Origin of the sequence: Gracilimonas sp., assembly GCF_017641085.1 — a bacterium.
Taxonomy (GTDB): Bacteria; Bacteroidota; Rhodothermia; order Balneolales; family Balneolaceae; genus Gracilimonas.
In genome coordinates this window covers 818,276-839,366 of sequence record NZ_JAEPPI010000002.1, presented here as the reverse complement: position 1 = coordinate 839,366, position 21,091 = coordinate 818,276, and the positions used below count along the sequence as shown (strand labels likewise).

General features: G+C 43.9%; 15 protein-coding genes. 6 read left to right on the top strand and 9 right to left on the bottom strand.

The window, feature by feature from the left end; all coding sequences use genetic code 11:
* Positions 1-3: 3 nt before the first annotated feature.
* Positions 4-621: a methyltransferase domain-containing protein gene (locus JJ941_RS10635; protein ID WP_290964885.1), complete on the bottom strand. Its 618-nt coding sequence runs from the start codon at positions 619-621 to the stop codon at positions 4-6.
* Positions 622-730: 109 nt separating this feature from the next.
* On the opposite strand from JJ941_RS10635, the gene JJ941_RS10630 reads away from it, so the two are divergent.
* Entirely contained in the window at positions 731-2,212 is a 1,482-nt protein-coding gene (locus tag JJ941_RS10630) for a polysaccharide biosynthesis C-terminal domain-containing protein (protein WP_290964883.1), read from the top strand.
* Positions 2,213-2,302: 90 nt separating this feature from the next.
* Positions 2,303-3,571 carry a histidine--tRNA ligase gene (hisS, locus tag JJ941_RS10625; protein WP_290964881.1) on the top strand — a complete coding sequence of 423 codons (1,269 nt, stop codon included), beginning with the start codon at positions 2,303-2,305 and terminating at the stop codon, positions 3,569-3,571.
* A gap of 2 nt (positions 3,572-3,573) precedes the next feature.
* On the opposite strand, the gene JJ941_RS10620 is transcribed toward hisS, so the two are convergent.
* A complete protein-coding gene (locus JJ941_RS10620) occupies positions 3,574-5,679 on the bottom strand; it encodes an amino acid permease (RefSeq protein ID WP_290964878.1) in 2,106 nt (701 codons plus the stop codon).
* 480 nt (positions 5,680-6,159) lie between these two features.
* Here JJ941_RS10620 and lysA point away from each other — a divergent pair, with 480 nt between their 5' ends.
* The gene (lysA, locus tag JJ941_RS10615; protein ID WP_290964876.1) at positions 6,160-7,326 is read left to right on the top strand and encodes a diaminopimelate decarboxylase; all 1,167 of its coding nucleotides are present in this window, start codon (positions 6,160-6,162) and stop codon (positions 7,324-7,326) included.
* Positions 7,327-7,333: 7 nt separating this feature from the next.
* Here the strand turns inward: lysA and JJ941_RS10610 are convergent, their stop codons facing one another.
* Complete coding sequence (locus JJ941_RS10610) at positions 7,334-8,557, bottom strand: NAD(P)/FAD-dependent oxidoreductase (protein ID WP_290964874.1); 1,224 nt, start codon at positions 8,555-8,557, stop codon at positions 7,334-7,336.
* A 313-nt stretch (positions 8,558-8,870) separates the two neighbouring features.
* On the opposite strand from JJ941_RS10610, the gene JJ941_RS10605 reads away from it, so the two are divergent.
* Positions 8,871-10,232, top strand: coding sequence for an aspartate kinase (locus tag JJ941_RS10605; RefSeq protein ID WP_290964872.1), 1,362 nt, complete (start codon positions 8,871-8,873; stop codon positions 10,230-10,232).
* On the opposite strand, the gene JJ941_RS10600 is transcribed toward JJ941_RS10605, so the two are convergent.
* Both JJ941_RS10600 and JJ941_RS10595 read right to left on the bottom strand, forming a co-directional pair.
* Positions 10,229-11,305 carry a hemolysin family protein gene (locus tag JJ941_RS10600; RefSeq protein WP_255133543.1) on the bottom strand — a complete coding sequence of 359 codons (1,077 nt, stop codon included), beginning with the start codon at positions 11,303-11,305 and terminating at the stop codon, positions 10,229-10,231. The genes JJ941_RS10605 and JJ941_RS10600 overlap by 4 nt on opposite strands.
* Before the next feature lie 45 nt (positions 11,306-11,350).
* Positions 11,351-12,367 (bottom strand): RluA family pseudouridine synthase, encoded by a 1,017-nt coding sequence (locus tag JJ941_RS10595; RefSeq protein WP_290964868.1) that lies wholly within the window; start codon positions 12,365-12,367, stop codon positions 11,351-11,353.
* A gap of 124 nt (positions 12,368-12,491) precedes the next feature.
* Between JJ941_RS10595 and JJ941_RS10590 the strand changes: the two genes are divergently transcribed.
* Together JJ941_RS10590 and recN are read left to right on the top strand one after the other, a co-directional pair.
* Complete coding sequence (locus JJ941_RS10590; protein ID WP_290964866.1) at positions 12,492-12,845, top strand: four helix bundle protein; 354 nt, start codon at positions 12,492-12,494, stop codon at positions 12,843-12,845.
* A gap of 26 nt (positions 12,846-12,871) precedes the next feature.
* A complete protein-coding gene (gene recN / locus JJ941_RS10585; RefSeq protein WP_290964864.1) occupies positions 12,872-14,578 on the top strand; it encodes a DNA repair protein RecN in 1,707 nt (568 codons plus the stop codon).
* A 75-nt stretch (positions 14,579-14,653) separates the two neighbouring features.
* Here the strand turns inward: recN and JJ941_RS10580 are convergent, their stop codons facing one another.
* The 4 genes from JJ941_RS10580 to JJ941_RS10565 all read right to left on the bottom strand — a co-directional run bounded on the left by JJ941_RS10580 (position 14,654) and on the right by JJ941_RS10565 (position 21,080).
* Entirely contained in the window at positions 14,654-15,313 is a 660-nt protein-coding gene (locus JJ941_RS10580) for a T9SS type A sorting domain-containing protein (protein ID WP_290964862.1), read from the bottom strand.
* A gap of 119 nt (positions 15,314-15,432) precedes the next feature.
* Positions 15,433-18,279, bottom strand: coding sequence for an FAD-linked oxidase C-terminal domain-containing protein (locus tag JJ941_RS10575; RefSeq protein WP_290964859.1), 2,847 nt, complete (start codon positions 18,277-18,279; stop codon positions 15,433-15,435).
* A 148-nt stretch (positions 18,280-18,427) separates the two neighbouring features.
* Positions 18,428-19,648: an L-2-hydroxyglutarate oxidase gene (gene lhgO / locus JJ941_RS10570; RefSeq protein ID WP_366069250.1), complete on the bottom strand. Its 1,221-nt coding sequence runs from the start codon at positions 19,646-19,648 to the stop codon at positions 18,428-18,430.
* 88 nt (positions 19,649-19,736) lie between these two features.
* Positions 19,737-21,080, bottom strand: coding sequence for a RagB/SusD family nutrient uptake outer membrane protein (locus JJ941_RS10565; protein ID WP_290964852.1), 1,344 nt, complete (start codon positions 21,078-21,080; stop codon positions 19,737-19,739).
* Positions 21,081-21,091 lie beyond the last annotated feature (11 nt).

The window sequence follows — 21,091 nt, the reverse complement described above, 5'->3', positions numbered from 1 at the left end:
GGCTTAAATTAATGAGGCAGCAAAGAAATGATGGTTTCTATATCTGTATGAATAGTCTATAGTATACCCGGCTTCTGAAAGTATCTGCTTAATACTTTCAGTAGTTATATGGTTAATACCTAATTCCCAGTGATGATTCTTTGTATGTATGTATTTGCGTTTCCGTCCAATATGTATAGTTCTTCTACCTAGCTTTGGAATATAAAACTCTGCAAAAAAGTAAGTTTTATACGCATGAGGAATACTGAAAAAAAGCTTATCCACTTTATTCTCAGCTAATTCTTTCCAAACTTTTTTGGCGCTTTCAAATGGAATGTGTTCAAATATTTCGAAGGCTAAATACACGTCAGCCTCCGGCAATTCGTCTTCGATAATATTAGCCTGAATATCAGGATTTTTATTCTCATCAATATCCAGAGTAGTAACCTGGTATCCTTTTCTTCGCAAATAGCTGGATGTTAATCCGCTTCCCACTCCAATCTCTATAATTTTAGCATCTTTTGACAAGCCGCTTGTATTTAATATCAGGTTGAGCTGATGCCAGTAAAGTGTCCAGTGCCCCCTGTTTTCAAGCTTATAAATCCATTCATGGGAAAATGTAATTTCAGAAGAATTTTTCATTAACTTTATTAATCAGGATTTCAGAATGGATTTATATTCGGTAGCTTCACACCACTAAAATAGAAAAAGACAGATAAAATAAAGCCTTAATTAATCAGTTTAAGTCAGCTTGGGAATAATAATAAAACAAAGCTTACGCAATGCAATAATATCCTATATCGGGATTATTATAGGCTTTGTCACCACCATTCAGCTTTATCCGCATATACTTGAGGCTGACCAATTCGGGCTTACCAGGATTTTAATTGCCATTTCTACTATAAGTGTTCAAATCATCACTTTTGGTATTCCAAATTCTGTAATAAAGTTTTTCCCAACACTCTCAAAAAAAACAAATAATCCGTCAGGTATATTTTGGGCCTTTTTAATTCCGCCTGCCATCGGGTTTTTAGCCTACTCATTAATCCTCATCTTTTTTAGAGATTTTGTTATCAGCTTTTATGACTCGGGATCAGGCTTGCTCGGTGAGTACTATCTATACATCATTCCACTTGTATTATTCACCGTATCATTCAGTGTTTTAAATTCCTTCGTAAAGGCCCAATTCAACACTGTTTTTGCCTCTTTTTTGCAAGACATTTTGCTCAGAGTGATGATGATCCTCGATTTAGTTCTCTTCTATTTCGATTTTATTACGTTTGATACTTTTATGCTGATATTTATTGGGAGCTATGCGTTGCTCTACCTGCTTCTTTTTGGCTATGCATTAAAGGAAAAGCTACTGAACTTTGAGCCGGTGTTGCAAATATTTGACAATGATACCCGGCAACAGATACGCAGTTACAGTTTTTACTCCTTTTTCAGCGGTTTAACCATGCTACTAATCGGCAACATTGACCTGATCATGGTTGGTACCTTTAATGGCCTTGAACAAACAGGAATTTACGCTATCGCACTCTATGTTGGTTCGGTTATTACAGTACCCAAAAAATCAATAACCAAGATTTCATTTCCGGTAATAGCAGCAGCTTTTCAAAGAAATGATATACAGAATGTAAAAGAGGTATATAAACAAACCTCTCTCAACCAATTTCTGACCGGTCTTATCATTTATATAGGCGTAATCGCCAATATTGATAATTTATACGAGATGCTACCCAAAGAGTATGTAGATGGCAGCATCGTTATCATCATAATAGGCCTGGGTAATCTTCTGGAAATGGTAACCGGTGCTAATGGACAAATAATAATCGCCTCAAAATACTTTCGGTTCGATTTTTACTCATCCTGGATACTCGTAATACTTGCCATTACCCTCAATGCTGTTCTGATTCCGATGTTTGGATTACAAGGCGCTGCATTAGCCACGGCTGCATCCATTTTTACATACAATATTATCAAGGTGATTTTTGTCTGGGTGAAATTCAAAATGCAACCATTTACATGGAATTTATTGGGATTGCTTGCAACAGGAATAGCCACTCTCCTCCTCTCCTATTTAATACCTCAATTCGAAAACATATATGTAGATATTGCTATCAGGTCCATATGTATGGCTGCTCTCTATTTTGCCGCTGTTTGGATTTTCAAGCTCTCTGATGAAGTGAATAACTTCATATCAGAGCAACTAAAGAGAGTGCTTAAGAACTGATTTGACTCTCCTTCAGCTCAAAGCAATTCACCTTTGGGAACCTTATCTTTAGTGCCAATTAGCACAAGTAATTATCATCTGATTTAACCCATGCCCAAACCCAAATACACTACCCACCTTGGAATGGTGGACATCCTTCCTGACGAATCCCCTAAATGGAGAGCTCTCGAACAGATTATTCAGGAGGAAGCCGCTAAATTTAATTTCGAAGAAATTCGCACTCCCATCATGGAGCAAACCGAGTTGATTGTGCGGGGCGTGGGACAATTGACGGATATTGTATCTAAAGAGATTTTTGCTTTCGAAAAGGGGGACAGTCATTATGTGTTGCGGCCTGAGCTGACCGCTCCCGTGGTACGTGCATTTGTGGAACATCATATGCAGCAGCGCGGCGGTTCTCAGAAGCTTTATTATATAGGACCGATGTTCCGGGCAGAGAAACCTCAGAAAGGGCGACAAAGACAATTCCATCAGTTTGGGCTGGAGATACTGGGCAGCGACGATCCTATCGCTGATGTTGAGTGCATCGCTTTTATGATGCGCATATACCAGCGTATTGGCATTAAGAATTTTGATCTGAAACTCAATTCTGTGGGTGACCCCGAAAGCCGGGAAGCATACAAAGAAGCTTTGCGGGCATACCTGAAGCCAAATCTTGATGAGATGAGCGAGCTTTCTCAAAAACGATTTGAGAAAAACCCGATGCGTATACTCGACTCTAAGGAAGAGGAGGATCAGCCGTTCATCGAACAAGCTCCGGTGATACAGGATTACCTGAATGAGGAATCAAAAGAGCATTTTGAAAAGGTTAAAAGCTACCTGGACGACCTCGGAATCTCCTATTCCCTCGATCCGCATCTTGTCCGCGGTATGGATTACTATACCCGCACAGCTTTTGAGCTTACCAGCCCGGATCTTGGCTCGCAGGATGCTCTGGCCGGTGGTGGTCGCTACGACCTGTTGGTTGAAGAAGTTGGCGGGCCTTCTACTCCTGCTGTAGGATTTGCCGCTGGCATGGAGCGGCTAATGATTGCCTGTGAAGAACTGGGCATTGAACTTGCCGAGGAGAAAGCTGTAGATGTTTACTTTGTGACGCTTGGTGATGCTGCACGAAAATGGGCACTCACCCATCTTCCCAAAACCAGGGAAGCCGGACTTTCAGCTACCATGGATTATATGAGCCGTTCAATGAAAGCTCAGATGAAGGATGCCAACCGGGAGAACGCCCTTTATACACTCATTGTCGGAGACAATGAACTGAATGAAGGCAAGTTCACCCTTCGTAATATGAAGGAAAGTGAAGAGATGTCTCTCAGTTTTGACGAGATCATTGAGAAGCTGACCAAAAAGCTGCTATAGCTTTACTTTAGCAGCTTTTTCAGCTCTTTAATGTCCTCAATCTCTCCGATAATGGAGAGCTCATCCCCTTCCTGGAGTACGGTGATTCCATGCGGGATTTTGATCTGGTCTTTCCTCCGGATAATGGTAATCAGGCTTTGTCCCGGCAAAGACACATCTTTAATCATTTTCCCGATAAACTCATCAGTTTTATCCTCCGGATTCAGGATGAGGCGGATAAAGCGCTCGTCACGCAGCAAAATTTCTTTCAGTTCCGCTTCATTTTCTGCATTCACCCACCGGTCAAGGAAGTTCTTTGTGCCTACCATTTCAGCAACATGAGCCAAAATCCTCAAATGCTGTCCTGAGTTTTCATCTGAACTGATAAAAAATAACAGGCAGCTTAATTTTTCTGCGCCGGCTTTTTTGGAATCCAGATTTTTAAGCTTGTCCACTTCCAATCCGTCTTTTACCCGTACCAGCACCATCTCCGGCTCTACCTTTTCTTTCATCCGGGCATGATTAAGAGCCACCCCTTTAGCAATAGGGATAATTCGGTCTTCTTCCAACTGAGAAAGCATGTCGTACAATTCATTGGGGTTTTTACCCAGTTGTTCGGCAAATTCCTCACTGGTAGCCGTCAGAATTTCATCGTAACTGGTGGATCCTGAGAACTCCAGTACCCTGGCCCTTGAGATCATTTCTTCATAAGGGTCTTCCTGGCGAAGGCCTTTTTCTCTTAAAATGGTTCTCATTTCGTGCTCTAGCCCCTGATCTTTATTTTCCCCCAACCGGGCATGAACATGGAAAATAGCACCTTGACGATCTACCTTGTCAGCTGCATAATACTTGAACCAGATTACACCAAATACACTCACTACAAGAGTAAATAGAATGGAAAGCCCACCCATCTCAAAAATCAATACAATCGACAATATGATCCCGGCAATCTGAATCCATGGGTAGAAAGGTGAATTGAAACCAGGGTCGTATTCCTCAATTTTACTTTCCCGCATCACGATAACGGCAAGGTTCAACAGACCAAATAACAATAACTGGAATGCACTGGCTAACTTGGCCACTTCTGCCACATTAAAAGCAACAAGGAAGAAAATCATCATCAACACGGTTGCTACTACCGACCATAGGGGCGTTCCAAGCTTACTTAGTTTGGCGAAACGTTCATTAATCAGCTTATCTCGTGCCATCGCCATAGGATACCGGGAAGCCGACATAATACCTGCGTTACCTGTTGAGGCAAAAGCAGCCACCGCTGCAATCACTACCAAAATCAGCCCCGTTGGTTCTGGCAGCCAGTCTAAAAATACTTCTCCTGCAGTAGCTACCGGTGTTAAATCCTCACGGAACGCTTCCGGTTCAAGTAGCGCCACCATGATATAAACGCCAATTACATATACAAAAACCGCCGTTGCTATCGCGAGAAACATACCCAGTGGAATATTCCGGTCCGGGTTTTTCACCTCTTCGGCTATACTAGCCACTTTGGTAAGTCCCGCATAAGAAACAAAAACCATCCCTACCGTGGCAAAGAAGCCATAATATCCATCAATAAAGAAAGGGGTGAATTGCTCCCTGGTAATCTTAACGATATCCATATTGAACACAGCAAAAACACCCTGAATAATGTAGAACGCCATTATGGAAACCAATGCAGCAACCAGAACTTTTTGCAAGAATGTAGTCTCTTTGGCTCCTACTACATTTAAAATCCCGAAAACAATCGTCAGGATGATCGCTACAGGAACTATAGGCACTTCATAAAAAATGGAGATGTAGGCCCCCATCCCGATTAAGGCAAACGCACTTTTTAGTACCAGTGCCAGCCACGAACCGTAGCCCCCGATGGTTCCAATCATTGGGCCGAGACTTCTGTCTATGATGTAATAGGTTCCTCCGGCCCTGGGCATGGCAGTAGCCAATTCAGCTACACTAAACATGGTGGGCAATACAATCAACCCGGAAACAAAATAAGCGAGAAATACGGATGGGCCTGTTTCTGCAGCGGCCAGACCAGGTAATAGAAAAAACCCCGAGCTAAACATAGCCCCTGTTGCAATCGCATATACATCTGAGAGGCCTAATTCTTTAGCTAATTTTTCGTGCTTCATATATTATTAAAGTAAGTACAGTTTTTTATCGCGTTTATTTAATGACGTGTTACTTGAAATCCCGATGTCTTAGGGTTATTCGATAACCTCTTTCCCGGTTATATTCGGTAAACTCAAATGTACTATCATTTTTTTACTGGGATAAAATAGGGTGAAAATGAACGTTAAGACATTTCTTTGAGCAATTAAATTTATCAAAGCACTGTATTTTTTTTCGTGCTTGGCCACCACTAATTTCGATCTTTATTATAACATAACCTTATTAGAATTCCATGGAGTTCCACTAAATTCTATTAACCCATTGGTTTTCGTAATCGGTCCGATCAATTATAATTTGTTTAACTTAAAAAGAGTTTCTTTATCTTCGAAAGTGATGTTTGTAAGATTAAAAGCCGTATTCAGCATATACGGCTTTTTATGTTTTAAGATTTTAAAAATTACCGGATAATTTACGCTATAAAGTTCCTCTAAAAATAGAACATGTTTCCTAATATTGTGATTTCTGCGCTACAGGAATTTAAAACCCCTTATTTTTTCTACGATCTTGATGTCCTTCGAAATACTCTTGAACAAGTTAAGAAACATGCCATTTCAAAAGGATTTCACGTCCATTTTGCGCTAAAGGCGAATAACCAAACACGCATTCTTAATGTAATCAGGGAATCAGGCCTCGGCGCCGACTGTGTAAGCGGCGGAGAAGTACAGAGAGCGATAGATTCCGGTTTTTCCCCGGATGAAATTGCCTTTGCCGGGGTTGGTAAAAGTGATGAAGAAATTGAGCTTGGATTGAAGCACGACATTTTTTGCTTTAACTGTGAATCTACCCAGGAACTCGATGTGTTGAATGAACTGGCCGGACAGCATGGGAAGAAAGCACGGGTGGCCTTGCGACTTAACCCCAATGTGGAAGCCGACACTCATAAATACATCACCACCGGGTTGAATGAAAATAAGTTCGGAATTAATGAATCGGATCTGGATACCGTTCTTGACAAATTTCCGGACCTGGAAAACCTGGAGCTCATTGGTATTCACTTTCACATCGGTTCACAAATAGAAAAATTTACCCCTTTTGAGGAGCTCTGCTCCAAAGCCAATGCACTTAATAATTACATTGAAGACAAAGGTTTTAAACTGACCGTGATTAATGTGGGCGGTGGATTTGGTATCAATTATGATCACCCCAATGACCATTCTGTACCTGATTTTGAGCGTTTCTTCAGTCTGTTTGAAGAAAACATCAAGCTTAAAAACCACCAGAGCTTACACTTCGAATTGGGACGTTCAGTAGCCGGGCAATGCGGAAGTCTGATCACGCGTGTTCTCTATACAAAAGAAGGAAAGGCCAAGAACTTTGCTATCGTTGATGCGGGGATGACAGAGCTTATTCGTCCGGCTCTGTATCAGGCCAAACACCGCATTGATGTACTCACCAGCGATAAAGGTGAAAAAACCTATGATGTGGTCGGCCCTATTTGCGAAAGCTCCGATACTTTTCGTAAGGATGTTTCTATACCGGAAGTGCAGCGCGGGGATTTAATTGCCATACGCAGCGCCGGTGCTTATGGAGAAGTGATGCGAAGTGCATATAACCTTCGGGAGGCAAATCCTTCTGTTTATTCAGATGATATTGATGAAATAGAATAGAATCTTTTCAATTCAACTTCCCCGATATATAACCGGTAGTCCATGCAGCCTGAAAGTTGAAACCGCCGGTTACGCCATCGATATCCAGCACTTCACCTGCAAAATAAAGATCCGGTGATTTTCGGCTCTCCATGGTTTTCATATCTACATCCGTCAAACTTATACCACCACAGGTTACAAACTCTTCCTTAAAAGTAGTTTTCCCTTTAACCTGGTACACATCGTTGGTAAGCAAGTGTACCAACCGGTTAATGTTCTTTTTGCCCATGTTTTGCCAGATCATATCATCGCTCAGATCAAGTTTGCCCAGCAGGAATTCCCAAAGCCTTCCCGGCAGCTCAAATGGATTTACATTTGCAATTTTCTTTTTGGGATGGTTGTCTTCCACTTCTTTCAAAATACTCCGCACTTCCTGCTCCGGCCTTTCCCCTGTCCAGTTTAGCAGGATCTTGAAATCGTAATCCATGGCATGAAAGTCCCGTGCCCCAAAAGCCGAAAGTTTCAGCACAGCCGGCCCGCTCATTCCCCAATGCGTAATGAGTAATGGACCACTGCTGCTCAGGTTAGAACCCATAATTTTTATTGCAACCGGTTCCGCCACAACCCCCATTAACTCCTTAATCGGTTCATCCGGCATGTTAAAAGTAAACAGAGAAGGAACCGGCTCTTCGATCTCGTGACCAAGCTCACGCAGCCAATCAAATCCTTTGGTACGTGGACTGCCTCCGGTTGCCACAATTACTTTATCAGCTGATGTACGCCCCCCTCGATGGAATCCCAATTCATACCCATTTTCGGTTTTACTGATGCTCTTAATATTCGACTTGGTTTTGATTCCTATTCCCAACTTTTGCGTTTCCTCCATCAGGCAGTTAATGATGGTTTCGGAATCGTCGGTAACCGGAAACATGCGGCCATCCGATTCGGTTTTGAGCTCTACACCCCGGCTTTCAAACCAATGCACTGTGTCGGTTGGCGACCACATCCCGAATGCCTTTTTCAGAGGCCGCTCTCCTCTCGGATAAAATTTCACCAATTCCCGAATATCAAAACAATGGTGGGTTACATTACATCTTCCGCCCCCGGAAATTCGCACCTTGGCGAGTAGTTTATCCGTTTTTTCATAGATAGTAACTTTGGCTTCAGGATGATGGCGCTTTGCGGAAATGGCACTGAAAAAGCCGGCCGCTCCCCCGCCTATAACCGCAACTTGTAGATTCTCTTCACTCATACCATAAAGATACCGTTTCTTCAGACGAGTATCTTATCTGCCTCAAAATCTCTAAAACACCAATAAATGAACATGGATAAAGGGGATGGGGCAGATGATCGCAGAAAAGTAGTTCAATTATTTCATATTACCTCTGCGAAAATCCGTAAGATCTTCCTCATCCATGTTCTATTCGGAACTTTATTTTAGCAACCTTCTCTCATTTCCTGCTTTAGAGATTTTGTGGCAAACACCCGGAACATAATTCCGGATTTGACATGGAATAGGCAGGGAATCCTCTTATTTTTACCCCTCATTTACAACAAGCCTATTTATGCAGATTAACGTACTTAAATTTGGCGGCACTTCCATGGCCGACCACAAATCCTGGAAGCAGGTATTAGAAATCATCAGCAAATATGAATTTCCGGTAGTGGTGGTATCCGCTACTGCCCGAACCACCCGACTATTGGTGGAGGCCGGTGAACTTGCCGGACAGGGTAAACTAAATGAAGCCCTGGAAATATCTGATGGCATAAAAAACCGACATAACAAAATCGTTGAAGACTTCCTGGAAGAAAATCCGCATGAAAAGAATAAGCTGATTAAAGACAGCTGCCGGAGGAACACAGAAGCTAAAATCGGCAAGCTGAATAAACTACTCACTTACACGGAGCGGCAGGGCACCCTTTCACCGCAAATGAAAGATGCTATAGCCGGGATGGGCGAACAAATCTCATCGTATCTGCTTGCTCAATGTGGACTTGCCCTGAACATGATGACGCAACATATCGAGGCCCGAAAAATCATCAAAACAGACGCTGAGTATGGAAAGGCCAATCCCAATCTGTTGGAAATTAATCAGCGTTGTGGTTCGCTGGAAACTGTTCTTGAAAACGGATTTATCCCCATTATCGGTGGTTTTTATGGGGAATCGCCAAAGAAGACCATTACCACTCTTGGCTTTGAGGGATCAGATTACACCGCCAGCCTGATTGGCGGCGCGGTTAATGCTGAAACCATTGAAATCTGGACCGATGTGAGTGGGATTTACACCAGCGACCCCCGGTTCATACCGGAAGCAAAACCCCTGGATGAGATGAGCTATTTTGATGCCACGGAAATGGCCTATTTCGGAGCAAAAGTGCTTCATCCCTCCACTTTAAAACCGGCGCAGGAGCGGAACATCCCTGTTTTTGTGAAAAACATGTTTGAACCTGAAGCCTCCGGGACTAAGATTATTCGAGAATCTCATCACGACCTGGATGTGCTGGCTATCTCGTTTAAGCAAGATGTAGCTACACTCACTATCAGTGCATATGAAACGGTAATGGGCTACTCTTTTCTCACTAAAGTCTTTTCTGTTTTGGAAAAGCACCGGCTGGCCGTTGATGCCGTAAATACCACCGAAGCTTCTGTTACCATCGCCCTGTCCGATTCTTCTTTACTGGATACTCTTTCCAAAGAGTTTATAGAAGTTGGGAACGTAAGCCTGGCAAAAGACAAGGGTCTTTTAACCTTGATTGGATGCTCTGTAAACTCTGCCCAAAAGCTGACTGAACATATTTTTGGCGCGCTCGGAGACGTCCCGCTTGACCTGATTTCATTCAGCAAGGAAAAACGAATTCTCAACCTGGTGCTAAATAATGAAGAGCTGATCGGGGTTGCTCAGCGAATACATAAAAAGCTGTTTTAAGCTTTCTCGCTCTGCTGTTTTAGCTTTTCCGGAAGAACGATACCGAGGCGTTTAGCCCGCTCTCTCCATTTTTGGCGAGCCAGCTTCTGCATGTCTTCTATGGCGTCAATCTCATCTACGATTTCCATACCCAGCAAGGTTTCTACTACATCCTCCATGGTCACAACACCGGAGAGACCGCCATACTCATCAACCACCACTGCAATGTGCTCCTGTTTCTCGAGAAGGCGTTCAAAAAGGGTTTTCAGGGAAATGGTTTCCGGCACAATCAGCACCTCCCGTTTTATTTCTTTCAGCTTTTTATCCCCGTTCTCTTCCGAAAGATTATAATACAGATCGTTCTTCAACACATAGCCGGTGATGTCTTCATCATCTTCCCCAAAAACAGGCATCCGGGATACCCGCAGCTCGTCTTTTTTATCCAGGATTTCTTTAATGGTTTGATCTTCCTGAAATTTCACCACTACTATACGCGGCGTCATAATATCCTTGACTCGCAGCGACCGAAACCGAATCAGGTTTTTAAAGATATTCGATTCACCTTCTTCAAAAACGCCTTCTTCGAAACCCACGTCCGCCATCGCACTAAATTCTTCGCGACTTACCGTGGGTTGTTTTTCTTCACTGGAAAGTATTTTTGTGATTCCCTGTGACAGCAACACCAAGGGGTATGTAATATAGATGAGTACATTAGTAACACGTGCTGCAAAACCGGATAACTTTTTCCAGTAAGTAGCACCAAGGGTTTTGGGGATGATTTCAGAGAACACCAAAATCAGCAGGGTGAGTATAGCCGAGGTAATACTAACGTAGGCGTTCCCAAATACCACCTGTGCCTGGGCTCCTACTCCGGCAGCACCCACGGTGTGCGCTATGGTGTTAAGGCTTAATATCGCAGAAAGCGGGCGATCGATATCCTGCTTTAAATCGCGCAGTATCTTTCCACTTTTGGCATCTTCCCGCTCCAGCACAGCCACAAATGATGGCGTAATAGAAAGTAGTACGGCTTCCAGAATGGAGCACAAAAAGGAGACTCCAATAGCCAGTATCAAATAAAAAATCAGTAATCCCATGCGTAAAGTATAATTAAATCAGGCTTTGATTGAGAAATGTTAGTATTAGTATTCCTGCTTACAGTTTTCTTGAAGCATCGTTAGTACATGCTGGAAGTCTTTAGGTAACTCCGAATCAAAACTAACCATTTCGCCGGTTGCAGGATGCTCAAAACCAAGGGTTTTGGCATGAAGAGCTTGCCGGCCAAGTCCGGTGATCAGATTATGAAACATGGATTTTCGGGAACCGGTATTGGGACCATAACGTACGGAAGTTCCGCCATAGGTTGGGTCTCCAAATACATGATGACCCATATGGGCAAAGTGCACCCTGATCTGATGTGTGCGTCCGGTTTCGAGCTTTACTTCAACCAGGCTCAGGTAGTCAAAATATTCAAGTACTTTGTAATGGGTGACGGCTGATTTGCCCTGTCCTTCCGGTTTCACGGTCATCAGCTTCCGGTCGCGTTTAGATCTGCCTATATCACCTTCGATGGTGCCTTCTTCTTCCGGTGTTCCCCAGACGATAGCCCAGTAGGTTCGTTCCACATCTTTCTCCTGAAACAAACCGCTGAGTTTAGCCAGTGTTTCATCGTTCTTGGCAACAACCAACAACCCACTGGTGTCTTTATCCAGGCGATGAACGATGCCCGGGCGCAGGTTCTCATCCTCATCATCACCGGCCAGCTCATCCACGTGATACATCAGGCCATTGACCATAGTACCCGACCAGTTTCCATATGCGGGGTGCACCACCATTCCGGCTTCTTTGTTCACGATGATAATCTCATCATCCTCATAAACAATATTAAGATCCATTTTCTCAGGCTTGGCTTCCGGGGGAGGGGGCTGTGGCAGCTCGATGAATATTTCGTCTCCCGGCTGCATGATGTACGACGGTTTTTCCTTATTTCCATTCACTTCCACGTAGCCGTCTTTGATGGCTTCCTGCACTTTCGTTCGTGAAGCATTTTCCACAAAGGAGGTAATATATTTATCCAGACGGATATCAGTATGCTGCCCGTCCGGGACGGTGTGTTCGTAAATTGTACTCTGTCGGTCTTTGCCTGCTTTCTTTTCCATAGCCAAAAGGTAAGCACTTTTAAGCTTTGTTTTATCCGAGAAGATTTTTTGTAAGGAATTGGCTTTTACCTGCTCTTACTTAGTAATTCTAAATTTTAAATGTTGAATTTTAAATTCATTCATTATGGTTAAAAAGAATCTCATCCAGGATAAAAGCTTTGAATTTTCATTGAGTATTATTCACCTTTACAGAAAATTAGTTCAGCAAAAAGAATATATCATTTCAAAGCAACTCTTAAGAAGTGGAACAAGTATCGGAGCGAATATTGAAGAAGCATTAGCCGGATTCTCAAAAAAAGACTTTATCTTTAAGATGTCCATTTCCTCTAAAGAAGCAAGAGAAACCAGATACTGGTTACGCTTATTAAAGGAAAGTGATCTTACAAACATCAACTTAGATTCTTACTTACTTCAGATTGATGAAATAATTAATATTCTAACTTCGATTGTAAAAACCACTCAGAGCAGAAATCCATAATTCCTAATTCAAAATCCATAATTACAATGATAAAAAGCTTATACATAAAAGATTTTGCGCTCATTGATGAGTTGGAGGTCGATTTTGAGGAAGGGTTGAATATTTTGACCGGGCAGACGGGTGCCGGGAAGTCGATTATTATTGGAGCATTGAATATGATTCTGGGTGAACGGGCCGACACCGATGTAATCCGCCAGGGAAAAGACAAAGCCATCTCAGAAGCAACCATACGGGTGGGAGAAGATGCCGACTTAAGAGCCCTGCTTGAAGAAAACGAGGTTGAATTCAGTGAATACCTGATACTGCGCCGGGAAATTCGGAATACAGGAAGTCGTGCTTTCATTAATGATACTCCGGTTAACATAGGTGTACTGAAAGCAGCAGGAGATTTACTGGTAGATTTACACGGTCAGCATGATCATCAGCTTTTGCTGAAAGAAGAGAATCACCAGGGAGTAATTGATGGTTTTGGTGAGGTGGAGCCTATTCTTAAAGATTACAAGGCTGAATACAAGAAAATGACCGAGCTTCAAAAAGAGCTGCGTTTACTTCAAAAGAGAGAAAACGAGCTTCAGGAGAAGACGGAATTGTACCGGTTCCAAGTGCAGGAACTGGAAGAAGCACGGCTTGGGGAAATATACCTGGAACAGCTGGAGTCGGAGATGAATCTGCTGGATAATGCAGAAGTGCTTGATCAGAAGGCAGCCGCTATATCCGAGATGGCGGATACTGATGACGGCAACATCGTACAGCTGTTGAATTTTCTGAAGCTGAACCTGGAAGACCTTGCACGTATTGAACCTGAATTCGAAAATTATCTTAAGGAAATTAACGCCGCAAGGGTAAGTGTGAATGAAGCCATCGCTTTTGCTGAGCGATACCGCAACAGTATTGAGTTCAACCCAAAGAGGCTGGAAGAGCTCCGCCAGCGGCAGTCGGAACTGAACCGCCTTCAGAAAAAATACCAGCGTGATTTACCGGAACTCATCAGCTATCTTCATGAAATTCAGCGTGAGCTTTCCATTGCTGATAACTTCGACCTTGAAATCGAGAAGCTTGAAAATCAAATACAAATGCAGGCGAAGGAGCTGAAAGACAAGGCCATTCTGCTTCACCAAACCCGACTTAAGATTGGAGAAGAGCTCGCTGTTCAAATTCAACAGGAGCTGGCCAAAGTGGGAATTCCTCATTCCAAACTGGATGTACGGGTAGATTGGCTGCTATCCGACAATGGCTGGGTTGAAGTGGAAGGCAAACAGATAGAATGCACCGAAACCGGCTGCGATGACTTGCGCATGTTCATATCCACTAATAAAGGTGAGGAGCCTAAGCCACTGGCCAAAATTGCTTCGGGCGGCGAGATCAGTCGGGTAATGCTGGCGTTGAAATCCATTCTGGCAAAAGAGCAAAGCCTCCCGGTTATGATATTTGATGAAATTGATACCGGAATCAGCGGGGAGATCTCTGAAAAAGTGGGAGCTTCCATGCGTAAATTATCGGAGCACTGCCAGATTATTGCGATCACGCACCAGCCTCAAATTGCAAGTCAGGCCCACAAACACTACAAAGTAGCTAAAGCTGAAGAGGGCGAACGAACCGTTTCGAAAATCATCCCGCTTTCGGATGAAGAGCACATCCATGAAATAGCCAGCTTAATGAGCGGTTCCCAAATTTCAGAATCGGCCCTTAACAGCGCCCGTGAACTTATAGAGAAGAATACCTTTAAAAATTGACAGGAGGTTTTAGGGGCAAGTTTCAAGGTGTTAGGTTTTAGCCGATTCTAAAACCTAACACCTTGAAACTTACACCTATTTGACTAGCGTCATTTTCTCGGAACCCAGCAGGTAGCGTTCGTTAGCGGTAATGGCCACGAGTTGATAAAAGTAGATTCCCGATGGCTGATTGCTAAAACTCACCGGAACCGATGTCTCGCCCGCTGAAGCATTTCCTGCAATCTCCTCAACCAAAGCACCATGAGCTGTATATATTTTCAGCTGATATGAAACCGCTTCGGGTACACTAAAGGTAATATTTGTGGTCGGATTAAATGGATTTGGGTAATTTCCTTTCAGTTCAAAACCGTCGGGTAACTCGGCAATTACTTCATTCGAAGTTGCAACTTCATTAGCTCCCTCAGCTATCCATTGCCTGATGAGACTGATTTGCTGATCACTTAACGACCCTCCCTGTGGCATTCTGGCACCAAACTGTGGGTTCGGTTCAATTTTATCTACCAACGGACTGTTATCCGGTTCTCCCGGTATCACTATTTTCTTGTCATATTGAGAACCTTCACTGTTCATCGTTGCCGAATAGCTGGTAAGGGTGACTCCACTTTGTCCTCCATGGCAACTTGTGCAACTGGCGTTAAAGATCGGTTGTATATCATCCTCATAGTCAACCTGTGCCATAACATTCATGCCGGAAATTCCTAAACATAGAAAAACAGATAGTATAAATCGTTTCATAAACACCTCTCAAATTGGGTTTGTGAACTAAGATTATAAAAATTCGTTTAATATCAAACCATTAATTTGTCAAGACTAACTTTTTAATTAGCCGCAAAAAACGAACAACTCATATCTCTTTAAGACAAGCTACGATGGATAAGTTCCGCCGGATGGTAAGATTTAATATTCACCCCGTCTTTAATTTGATGACGGCAAGAGAAGCCCGGGGCACAAACTAAAGGATCTTTTTGCTTTTGCAGAGTCGGGAATAGAGCCAACCCACCAATTTCCTGAGATACTTCATAATGCTCTTTTTCATACCCAAAACTGCCGGCCATTCCGCAGCAACCTGTCTCCAGAACATCCACGGTATATCCCGCTGCCGATAGGGCCTCAATGGTTGGGTCGTTCCCAACAAGTGCTTTGGCGTGGCAATGACCGTGAAGGGTGACGGTTTGGTTCTGGGCTTTTGGCGACAATCGTGACTTATTCCGGGCTACAAACTCCTCGAAAAGATAGGTTTGACCGGCCAGCTTTTCGGCCAGGGGTAGTTGTTCATCCGAACATAGCTCCAGGAATTCATCCCGGACAGTCAATATTTCCGATGGCTCCAGTCCTACCACCGGTATGCCGGCTTCCACATATTCTGTAAACTCTTCCAGTACTTTCCCGCAAATATTCTTAGCCTCATCAAGAAATCCTTTGGATAGCTGAGGTCGACCGGTTTCCATTGCTTTCGGGATGAGCACCTCATATCCCATATGCTCCAAAACGCTTACCGCTGACTTACCAATTTCAGGATCATTGTAATTTGTGAATACATCCACAAACAGCACTACTTTCTCGTCACTTTTCACTGCTCCATTCCGGCGATGCTTTTTAAACCACCCCCGAAACGTTTGATCGGCGAATTGGGGAAGATCACGCCGGGAATCAATCCCGAATACTCCTTCCAATACTTTTTTACCTATTGCTGAACCCGCCACTTTGTTGGCAATTTTTGGGGTGATAGAAGCCAGTGGAAAAACCTTGGAAGCATCCGCAAAGAAGCGCTCTTTCAATGTTGAGCCATTTTTTTGATGCCAGCCGTTCATAAACTCCGCTTTCATCTTAGCCATATCCACATTGGCAGGGCACTCACTTTTGCAGGCTTTACAGCTCAGGCATAAATCCAGAGCTTCCTTCAGTTCCTCGGATGCATATCCCGCAGGATTTTCTCCCGCAAACACCTGACGAAATACATTTGCCCTTCCCCGGGTTGAATCTTTTTCGTCTTTGGTAGCCTGATAGGAAGGACACATCGTTCCGCCACTTTCAGCCAGCTTGCGGCATACACCGGCTCCATTGCAAAGCTCCATGGCACTACCAAAATCGCCTTCCTTACGCCAGGAAAGTACCGTTTCCGGCTCGGGTTTTTGGTAGGAAGGTGAGAAACGTAAATCCTGATCAATAGGTTTGGGCTTTACGATTTTCCCGGGATTAAAAATATACTCCGGGTCCCAGATTTCTTTTACCTGCCTGAGAACCGGCAGCATTTCTCTGCCCAAAATCTTTTCGATATACGGAGCTCTCACCCGTCCGTCTCCATGTTCTCCAGATAAAGAACCATTGTATTTCTTCACCAGGTCGGCTATTTCATCAGCCATGGTTTTCATGGTATTCAGCCCGGTTTCGGTAGTGATATCAATTTGGGGGCGTAAATGTAATTCTCCAACCGAAGCATGCGCATAAAACACGCACTTTGTGTTGTGCTTATCTAAAATGGCCCGAAATTCCTTTATGTATTCCGGCAAATCCTGAACACGAACGGCGGTGTCTTCACAAAATGACGGAGAACGTCCATCTGATCCGAGGCCCATCAACAACCCAAGACCGGCTCTTCTCAACTCCCATACTCTTTTCATTTTATCTTCTTCCGGGATGATTGGGTAGGCATATCCCAAAGACTTTTCACTCAGCTTAGCCGAAACTTGCTCAGCCCGCTTTTGGAGTTCCTCAGGGTCATTACCTTCAAACTGAGTGATAAGGATATAGTTGGGTTCACCCTCCAAAAAGAACCTGTTCTTGCGCTGTTCTATATTGCCTTTGGTGGCATTCAAAATGATATGATCTACCAGTTCGACAGCTGCCGGATCAAAATTTACAATCTCAACGGCCGCACGCATCGCCTCTTCCAGCGTTTCGAACTGTGGAACGACCACCAGTTTGTGCTGATCCAATGTACTCAGGTTCAGCCTGGCTGAAACGGTCATAGCCAGCGTCCCCTCACTTCCACAAAGCAATTCACAGAGGTTGAATTTTCTACCGTTGGGATCAAACGGCTGCATCTCACAGAGTTTATCCAGAGCGTAACCGGTGTTTCGGCGAATGATTTCCGGATGGGGATAACTGTTCTGAATCAGCTCACGGTTTCGCTCTATCAGCCTGAGCATAGAACGGTAAATATGCCCTTCTAAGTTATCGAGTTTCTTTTTCCCTTCGAGCTCTTCGGATGTCAGCGGTTTAAAAATAGCCGTTGATCCATCACTCAGCACGGCTTCAATTTCAAGAGTATGCTCGCGCGTTGTTTTGTACTTGATGGAATAGGAACCCGAGGAGTTGTTTCCAATCATCCCGCCAATCATGCAGCGGTTGGTCGTAGCTGTGTCGGGCCCGAAAAGAAGCTGATGTTTTGCCGCTTCCCGGTTCAGCGTATCGCGGATAACACCCGGCTGTACATGCGCTATATGTTGCTCGCCATCAAGCGTAAGAATTTGATTCATATAGCGAGATACGTCCATGATGACACCGCCACCGGTAGTCTGCCCGGCCAGGCTGGTTCCCGCACTTCTGGCTGTAATAGTGAACTTATCTTCGTTGGCTTTTATTACCAGTCGCCGGATATCCTCGCCGGATTTGGGAAAAGAAACTCCTTCCGGAAATTCCTGATACATGGAAGCATCCTGTGCATACAGCTGGCGGGTAAGGTTGTCGCGTTGAATCAAAAAAACTCCTGCTTTGTTAGGGCAGAAGTTTGAGGTTAATTCAGGATAATATCAATACTAAGTTCAGTAAACTTTTGTGATTTAAGCAAACACTAAATCATAAACTTCTGCATGTCGAAACCTATCAGTAAATTCATAGCAAATCTAATCAGGAAACAAATAACTTAGGCTGAGGTTTAAAATTAGCTTCCACCCTTTTCACGATTTCATCACCTATAGCAAGGCCGGCTGTAGCGGCCGGACTCGGAGCATTAAGCACATGGATTTGGCGATCAACCACTTCAAAGTAGAAGTCGTCCAGGATTTCTCCGTTCGGTTGAAGTGCCATAGCCCGGATTCCTGCCGGGGATACTTTAAGGTGTTCTTCCCGTACGTCCGGGATTAATTTTTGCAGTCCTTTTACAAAGGCTTTTTTGGAGAAGGAGCGCTTATACTCATCCAAACCCATTCGCCAGTGTTCTTTAGCCATTTTCCAGAAGCCGGGGAAGTTGAAGGTTTCAGTTGTTTCCTTCAGATTGAAGGAAAGCTTTTTATACCCTTCTCTCTTGAAGGCAAACACTGCGTTGGGTCCGCATTCAATTCCACCAAGAGCCATTCGCGTAAAGTGCACCCCCAAAAACGGAAACTCAGGGTTGGGCAGCGGGTAAATCAAATCATTTACAAGATATTCGGCTTCGGGTTTGAGCTCGTAATACTCTCCCTTAAACGGAACAATTTTTACCGGGGAATGAACGCCTGCAAAGCGAGCCACGTGATCAGAATATAACCCTGCACAATTGATTAAGAACCGGGTGCTGATTTTATCGCCGCCGGCTTCGATTATAACTTCATCCCCTTTATTCGAAATATTCGAAACAGCACTGTTAAACCTGACTTTGCCATTTCCCTCTTCCAAAAGCCCCATCAGCTTGCGGCACATGCCTGCGTAATCTACAATACCGGAGCACGGCACATGGATAGCTGCTACTCCCTGCACATAGGGCTCCAGCTCGTTCAGCCGGTCAGCATCAATAAGCTCGATGCCTTCGATTTCATTTTGAAGTCCGCGCTCATAAATCTCTTTAAGTTTGGGTACTTCACTCTCATCAGCAGCAACAATTACCTTGCCGCATATTTCTATGGCCACGCCATGCTTTTTGCAGAAGTCAACCAGCTGATGACGACCATCCACGCAGTTCTTAGCTTTATAACTGCCGGGCTTGTAGTAGATACCCGAATGAATAACCCCGGAGTTTTTTCCTGTTTGGTGAGCCGCCACTTTATTCTCTTTCTCTAAAACGAGAATACGTGCTTCAGGATATTTGAGGGATAATTTATAAGCCGTGGAGAGCCCTACAATTCCGGCTCCAACAATAGTAAAATCGTACATCATAGAGCCAAAGATAAAGTTTATACATAAAAAAAGAGCCCTCAAATTTTTGAGGGCTCTTTAAGCCTTAAATCAACCACATTTGAACTTAAAGTTCAGATTGTGGCCGTGCTATGTATTCGTAAATCTGACCTCCATCCAATGGCAGATCATCCAGACGATCATATCTTCTGGCATCTATCCAGCGATGGCCGCCTTCAAACCACAGTGAGTATCGTCGCTCAAACAGAATTTGATCGATGATATCAGACTGGTTGGCACTTAAGTAGTCACCCAGTCCCCAGGTGTTTCGAACTACGTTGATAGCGTCAACGGCATCAACTAAGTCGGTTCCCTGGTTTCGCTGTGCTAGTGCTTCTGCGTAAATCAGAATCAGCTCCTCATTTCTAAAGAACGGGAATGAATCTCCGGTTCCTGAAAAACGATTATCCTGGTAAGGTGACCCCAAACCCTGAAGGGTTAAGGTATCATTCCTGACAAAGATTTTGTTGTCGATACGCATATCACCTGCTTCTGCACTATCAACCAGTGAAGGATGTGCCATTGGCAACTGAACAGAAGTTGTGTTCGGCACGTAATAGAATGGGTTGAAAATATCAGGTGGATCACCATAAACATGGTACCCGCCTTTATTCATTACATCTGCACCTGTAGCTAACTCAAAGAAAGGAGCAGCATCTTCAACAGCCGTTACTGCTGCATCCCAGTCTTCAGCATAAATTGCAGCTCGTGCTGCGATAGCCCGGTTAAGGTTAACAAATTCAGCCGGTGTGCTAAATTCATCAAAACCATCCGTCAGTACAAAGGCAAAACTTGAGCCTGCTGCATTCAGATCGGTTTGAGCTTCATCCAGAAGATTTCTGATTTCCTGCAGAGCTGCGTCATAATCCAGGAAAGGACCTAAGTCACCCACATTGTCTACATCAATCCGTATACCGTTGGTGTATTGAACATTGAGGGGAATCAGGTAACTGTACGCCTGCAGCGTTTTGGCCACGCCTAAATACCCGTTGCGCTCCTGATCGGAAATCGCATTGGAATTATTGGCAGACTGAATCAGAACATTACCCTGTCTTATAGCCTGATACGGAGTCGTGTATGTTCCGCCTGAGCCAAAGAACGTTGGATCTTCTTCTGCGTTAGCATCAGCACCTACGCCTACCCACTGATTAACAAATCGGGGATCTGAGGCAAAGAGCGGATAAATTTCGCGCCCAAAGGTACTCATGATGTTGTTCGCTCCGGTGGTTGCCCGGTGGCGTTCTGTTAATCCGGTTACAAGGTTTTGAAGCTGTGCTTTGGAAGCATCAGACAATACCCCTTCAATTGATGGATTATTAGGGTCGCTTATTTCATTCGGGTCCAGGAAATCACAGGCCGAAATCCCTGCTGAAAGCAGTACGATTAACAATAGTTTGTTTAAATATTTCATTGTGTTCATTC